Annotated in this window: 5 protein-coding genes and 1 CRISPR repeat array; of the genes, 3 read left to right on the forward strand and 2 right to left on the reverse strand. The window is 51.2% G+C overall.

Annotated elements, in window-relative coordinates:
- Positions 1-5 precede the first annotated feature (5 nt).
- Both JCM10914_RS25170 and JCM10914_RS25175 read right to left on the reverse strand, forming a co-directional pair.
- Positions 6-1,052, reverse strand: coding sequence for an iron chelate uptake ABC transporter family permease subunit (locus JCM10914_RS25170; protein WP_023966241.1), 1,047 nt, complete (start codon positions 1,050-1,052; stop codon positions 6-8).
- Positions 1,052-2,032, reverse strand: coding sequence for an iron ABC transporter permease (locus JCM10914_RS25175; protein WP_023966243.1), 981 nt, complete (start codon positions 2,030-2,032; stop codon positions 1,052-1,054). The genes JCM10914_RS25170 and JCM10914_RS25175 overlap by 1 nt, the downstream gene beginning before the upstream one ends.
- Before the next feature lie 198 nt (positions 2,033-2,230).
- Here JCM10914_RS25175 and JCM10914_RS25180 point away from each other — a divergent pair, with 198 nt between their 5' ends.
- The 3 genes from JCM10914_RS25180 (at position 2,231) to JCM10914_RS25190 (ending at position 5,686) form a co-directional block, all read left to right on the forward strand.
- Positions 2,231-3,238, forward strand: coding sequence for an ABC transporter substrate-binding protein (locus JCM10914_RS25180; protein ID WP_023966245.1), 1,008 nt, complete (start codon positions 2,231-2,233; stop codon positions 3,236-3,238).
- A gap of 416 nt (positions 3,239-3,654) precedes the next feature.
- Positions 3,655-4,755 (forward strand): alcohol dehydrogenase catalytic domain-containing protein, encoded by a 1,101-nt coding sequence (locus JCM10914_RS25185; RefSeq protein WP_023966247.1) that lies wholly within the window; start codon positions 3,655-3,657, stop codon positions 4,753-4,755.
- Positions 4,756-4,915: 160 nt separating this feature from the next.
- The gene (locus JCM10914_RS25190; protein ID WP_023966249.1) at positions 4,916-5,686 is read left to right on the forward strand and encodes a glycerophosphodiester phosphodiesterase family protein; all 771 of its coding nucleotides are present in this window, start codon (positions 4,916-4,918) and stop codon (positions 5,684-5,686) included.
- 242 nt (positions 5,687-5,928) lie between these two features.
- A CRISPR array of direct repeats spans positions 5,929-6,358; the repeat unit is 32 nt; unit sequence GTCGCACCTTACTCAGGTGCGTGGATTGAAAT.
- Positions 6,359-6,398 lie beyond the last annotated feature (40 nt).

A 6,398-nucleotide genomic window follows, 5' to 3' on the forward strand; every position in this document is an offset into this window, starting at 1 on the left:
CAGTCCTAGAATTTATTCCGGTTACGGTACAGCAAGTAGAGGAAGAACGGCGCGCCGATAGCCGCGGTGAATACGCCAGCTGGCACGTCACGCGGCAGAAACGCCGTCCGTGCTATCAAATCCGCGACAAGCAGCAGGATCGCACCGATTAGTGCGCTGACCGGCAGCACGCTGCCGAAGGATGGCCCCACCAGCCTGCGGGCCATATGTGGTGCCATTAGACCGATGAAGGCAATGGCCCCGCCGATCGAGATTGCAGCACCGGCGAGGGCTACACTGAGTCCGATCAGAATCAGCCGCTGCTTCTGAACCTGGGCACCTGCGCTGCTGGCAACGTCATCGCCCAATGCCTGGATGTTCACGTTGCGGGCTTGCAGCCAAGTAAGTGGTAGAAGAACGGCTACCCAAGGCAGTAAAGTCAATACGTCCTTGTCCCAGGACATGCCGTAAATGCTGCCAGCCATGAAGGTAAGCGAACGGTCGGCCAACTGCAGCGGTCCGGATATGATCAACATATAGGAGATCGATTTGATCGCGGCGGATACGCCGATACCGATCAAAACGAGCCGCAGCGGCGATACGCCGTTCTTCCAGGCGAGTATATACAAAAGTGCAGTAATGATGAATGCTCCAAAGATGGCGAACAACGGCATCCAGTGGATAGATACGGTGCCTGTGAACAAGAAGATGAACAGAACGGCTCCGAGCGATGCGCCCTCGGTGATGCCAATGACATCGGGGGAGGCAAGGGGGTTACGGATAACGCCTTGCAGAATAGCCCCAGCCACTGCGAGCGAAGCACCAATTAATACCGCGATTACGATGCGGGGCAGCCTCAATTGCATGACGATCACTTGCTCCATGGGCGGCGCGTTGCCGAACAAGGCCTGGATGACATGCAGCGGCGAGACGGGCTGGCTTCCAATCCCCGTGCTTATGATCATGGCGGCGATACATAGCACGAACAGGATCAGACTTACCCATAACGTTCTCCTCTCGAGCAAGACCGAGACTTTGGCGTTCGGCGAACGAAATATGCGGTGTTTACTCATTAGGCTCGCCTTCCTTTCCTGGCTATGTAGACGAAGAACGGCACGCCGATGATTGCGGTCATTACGCCAACAGGAACTTCCTTCGGCATGGCAATGTATCTGGAGCCGAGATCGGCCGTCACCAGCAGGAGTGCACCCAGCACCGCGCTGTAAGGCAGAATCCAACGATAATCATTTCCTATTAGATACCGAACGATATGTGGGATTATAATCCCGACGAATGCGATAGGTCCCGCTGCTGCGACCGAGCCTCCGGCCAGTAATATGACGGCTGCGGCCGCAAATAACTTGATGAGGGCTGTCTTTTGCCCAAGGCTCTGGGCGATGTCGTCTCCCATGGAAAGGGCGTTCAGATGACGTCCGAGCACAAGTGCAGTCAGCATGCCTACGGCCATATACGGCCATACGGCCGTCAGTTGGTTCATATCTCGTCCGGCTACCGAGCCGACCAGCCATACCAGTACCTGGTCGAACATTTTACCGTCGGAGAGCATTAATCCCTGTGTAAGGGAATGGAAAAAAGCGGCCATGGAGGCACCGGCGAGGGTGATTTTTACCGGCGTCATGCCGTCTCTGCCGATGCTGCCAAGCAGGAATACGATACCGCCGCTAACGGCGGCTCCGATTAGTGCAACCCAGGTCAGGGACTGCAGTCCGCTGATTCCGAGCCAGCCCGACGCCATGATAATGAAGAAGGCTGCACCGGAATTCACGCCCAGCGTGCTGGGCGATGCAATAGGATTGCGTGTGATGACCTGCATGAGCGCACCTGCAACAGCCAGACATGCTCCTACAGCTAAGGCAATGAGCGCCCGTGGCAGTCTTGCCGTGAGGATGATCAGATGCTCATTGCTACCATTAAACTGCACGAATGAGTTCCATACCTCGCGCAGGGGGATGTTCGTTACTCCGAATGCGATGCTGCACATGACTGCGGCGGCCAGTGCCAATAGCGATATCAATAGTCCGAATACACGCATATATACTCACTTTCTTAATCTCATAAATAATTAAGTTCATATGAATTTTAGGTGAAGAGAACCACTTCTGTCAATGAACTTGATAATCATTCTCATAATTATATTGATATTTTCTGCACAAACCATTATAGTTTTGTATCAGTGATTGATAATGATTTTCAAATAGATGTGCAGAGCACAAGGGGGATATACATAGGAATGGCAACAGGAATGGCAAAGAAACCAACAAGAAGCCTGAAGTGGAGTTTGCTGGCTCTCATCATGATCGTGATTCTTGCGGGGTGTGGAGCAAGTCCGACGCAAGAAAATGAAAACAATGCCAGTGGCAGTGATAATAATAACGGTAGCGCAGCTAGCGATTCATATGAGGTTACGCATGCAATGGGTACGGAAACGATCAAGGGAACACCTCAAAAGGTTGTAGTCCTCACGAATGAAGGAACCGAGGCGCTCCTGGCATTGGGTGTGAAGCCGGTAGGTGCCGTTAGATCGTGGACCGGTGATCCGTGGTACGCCCACATTCAAGACCAGATGGAAGGCGTTACGGTTGTCGGGGAAGAGAGCCAGCCAAACATCGAGCTGATTGCCGGCCTTCAGCCGGACCTGATTATCGGCAACAAGATGCGCCAGGAGAAAGTATTTGATCAATTGAAGGCAATTGCTCCGACCGTTTTTGCCGAGGATCTTCGTGGCGAGTGGCAGAACAATTTTGAGCTGTATGCCAAGGCACTGAACAAGGTATCTGAAGGCGAAGAACTCCTCGCCACTTACGATCAGCGAATAGTGGATTTCAAAGAGAAGGCGGGAAGCAAGCTGGACGAGACCGTCTCGGTTGTCCGTTTCATGGCTGGTAAGACACGCGTGTACCATACCAATACGTTCTCCGGTGTGATTTTCGATCAGATCGGGATCGCCCGTAATGAGATGACGAAGAACGCTAAAGATCATTTCGTTGACGAGATTACGAAGGAACGACTTCCGGAAGCGGATGCCGACAGACTATTCTACTTCACGTATGAGACAGGGGATGGCGGCGCCAATCAGACCGAGCAGGAGTGGGTTAACGATCCGCTATGGAAGAACCTGAACGTGGTCAAGAACGGTCAAGCCCATAAAGTAGACGATGCCATCTGGAATACGGCAGGCGGTATTCTGGCGGCTAACCTGATGCTGGATCAGCTGCAGGAGCATTACGGCATCGAGTAATCGATGAGGACGAAAGCGAAGGCACGCTAGGAAAAATGAAAAAGGAGTCTCCCAATTGATCTCAGATCATTTGCGGGAGGGCTCCTTTTTTTTGTTGATGGGATACTCCGGCGACTTAGGTCATCGCTTGATGAACTCTGTTTCTCGGGCATGCAGTTCCATTTACTCGGGGAGAAGGGGCTAACAGCAATTTCATCAAATTGGAAAAATGGATATTGTAAACGCGCATTTTGCGTGATAGAATGACAACAAATGAGCGTTATTGAGCATAATATTAATATAAATAAACATTAATGATCCGATAATTGCTTGTTTATGGATGCTTATAAGTTGAATCTCTTTAGCCATTCCTTGAAAGAAAGGCAAGGCTGGAGTTCAAATAAATCTCAGCTTAATGACTGGAGGTGTGTTTACTGTTGAAAACAGAGAGCAGTCCATCTGCAAAAATACGCTCGCGCACGTATACGCTGACAGATCCTCATGCCGTTAAGGACGAATGGGCTGAGCGCGAGGTAAGGGACGGTTGGGTTGCGGTGGAACCGACGCTTGCAAGCATATGCCACGCCGATTTGAGGTACTTCGGCGGTCAACGCCGACCGGAAATGCTGGAGAAGAAACTGCCTATGGCGCTTCTGCATGAAGGTATCGGGATCGTGAAGGAATCTCATGCGCAGTCCCGGGTGCTTGGTGAGAGGGTGGCCATTGTCCCGTATGTACCGGGATATCTCATGCAAGGAGTAGAGCCGGCTGAATGCTGCGACGCTTGTAGCGGCAACATCCCTGCGAACTATTGCGCCAACAGCAAATTCCTTGGCAGCGGGTATGACGGTATCGCACAGAGCAGGGTAGTCGTTCCGCAGGAGAATGCGATTCCGATCCCGGATCATGTGCCTGACGAGATCGCCGTGCTGGCAGAGTTGTGCAGCGTATCCTTTCGGGCGCTGCGCCGAGTGAAGGATAGGCTTGAGAATGCAACCGTCGCGGTATTCGGTGACGGACCTGTCGGATACATGACGGCCGCTGCGCTTCGTTACGGATTCGGGGTAGCCCCTGAGCGGCTGATCGTATTCGGTGCGGTGCCCGAGAAGTTGAAGCCGTTCTATTTTGCCGAGGCGAGACAGGTGCAGCAGTATGATTTTGCTGGAAGTTCGAAGGTGGATATCGTGGTGGAGTGTACAGGCGGGAAGTTTAGCGAGAGTGCGCTTAATCAAGGGATACAACTGCTGAAGCCCTGCGGAGATTTGATAGCACTGGGTGTGTCTGAGGAATTCGTTCCATTAAACACGAGAGACATTCTGGAGAAAGGAATCCGGATGTACGGCAGCAGCCGCAGCACGGCTTTGGATTTCCATGAAGTGCTGGAAGCGATGGGAAACGTGGAGTACCAGAGAGCATTGAGGCAGCTTGTGCCGGAGGAATATACGGTGGTGAGGAGGGCAGACGATTTCGTTGGCGCGATGGAATCTGCCCTGTCTCACCGAGATTGGAAGAAATCCTATCTCAACTTTTCATGGTAACACCGCAATGAAAAGTCATGATCCATTCTAGCATACCCATATAAGCAAGTTAAGTGCAGGCAGGACTTCGAACCCGGGGTCCTGTTTGTCGGTTATAGGCGCGAGTCGGTGTTGGTCTATCTATTGTTAGTATCTAATTTTAAATAACAAAGGAGTTTTGATGATGATTGAGAGGCTTGCGCACACGAATGAGATCATAATTGCGGCACATCGGGGGTGGAAATCCGCCTACCCGGAGAACACGTTACTTGCCTTCAGGAAAGCGCTGGAACGGGGCGCAGATATGTTGGAGTTGGATCTACGGCTTACGCGGGATCAAGAACTGGTCGTCATTCATGACCAGACGGTGGACCGGACAACGGACGGGACGGGGAATGTAGGCGACTATGCCTTGACGGAGTTGAAGCGGCTGGATGCAGGCGGATGGTTCGGACCAGAGTTTCAGGGGCTGGAAGTTCCGACATTTCGCGAATTCTGCGATCTGCTGACGGCTTATCCCGAGGTGCTGCTGAACGTGGAGATCAAGCCTGCGGCGAATGCAATAGAAGCCGCCGATCTGGCGATTGCGATGCTGAGAGATGACGGATACCTTGAGCGCTGCGTGTTTACCTGTTTCGATGCCAACGTGCTGACGCATATTCATGATACCTATTACCTTCCGACGCAAGGGTTTCCGGGCCAGTTAATGTCCAACTACGTTGCCGGACCAGAAGGGACGATGAGCAAGATGTGGGCGGTGGGCATCAGCATGAAGCTGCTTACACCCGAATTGGTTCAGAACTATCGCAAACAGGGGATTCTCCCTTGGAGCTATTGCCCGGATGAAGAAGAGCAAGTAAGATACGCGCTGGAATGCGGCACTACGACGATGACGGTGAATGATCTTCTGCCCGCGATGAAGGTCAGGGAGGAGGAGGAGAGGAAGATTTAAATGTCAACCTATACGAGTATGGTCCTCTCATGGTGAATTGAGGTATTCGAGATTATAAGTTGTTAAACGTAGGGTGCGAATGTATAGCTAACATGTTTTTGCTAGGAGGTTCGCACCAAATAAATCTCAATTATTTACAAATATAATCAAAACTCAATACGTTTTATCGTGATTTTACGTTTTCTATATGATAAATTGTTGTTTATAACCGATTTGAACAGATACCAGAGGTTAAAATCGGAGTCGCACCTTACTCAGGTGCGTGGATTGAAATGCTATCAATAGGAACAATATTTTTCATAACGCCTGTCGCACCTTACTCAGGTGCGTGGATTGAAATTTTACGTTTTTAGTTGTTATTTTTTTGAAACAAGTCGCACCTTACTCAGGTGCGTGGATTGAAATCAACTTCAACCGGGGCAAAACATACTCAAGTACGAGTCGCACCTTACTCAGGTGCGTGGATTGAAATATTTGTTCTCACCCCCTCCCGTTGAGTCATCAGCGTCGCACCTTACTCAGGTGCGTGGATTGAAATCTCAATAGAGGAAGGGGCGGCGTGGTTTGCTAGCCTGTCGCACCTTACTCAGGTGCGTGGATTGAAATATCCAATGGACCACCACACTCCGAACATGTCGCCGTCGCACCTTACTCAGGTGCGTGGATTGAAATTTGGCATGGTACGGATTAAGCGCCGATAACGAATGTCGCA

It is taken from the genome of Paenibacillus sp. JCM 10914, assembly GCF_001315105.1.
Lineage (GTDB): Bacteria > Bacillota > Bacilli > Paenibacillales > Paenibacillaceae > Paenibacillus_AQ.

Coding starts and splice junctions, on each gene's coding strand:
- JCM10914_RS25190 (WP_023966249.1), top strand. CDS start 4,916: ATGATGATTGAGAGGCTTGCGCACACGAATGAGATCATAATTGCGGCA.
- JCM10914_RS25175 (WP_023966243.1), bottom strand. CDS start 2,032: ATGCGTGTATTCGGACTATTGATATCGCTATTGGCACTGGCCGCCGCA.
- JCM10914_RS25180 (WP_023966245.1), top strand. CDS start 2,231: ATGGCAACAGGAATGGCAAAGAAACCAACAAGAAGCCTGAAGTGGAGT.
- JCM10914_RS25170 (WP_023966241.1), bottom strand. CDS start 1,052: ATGAGTAAACACCGCATATTTCGTTCGCCGAACGCCAAAGTCTCGGTC.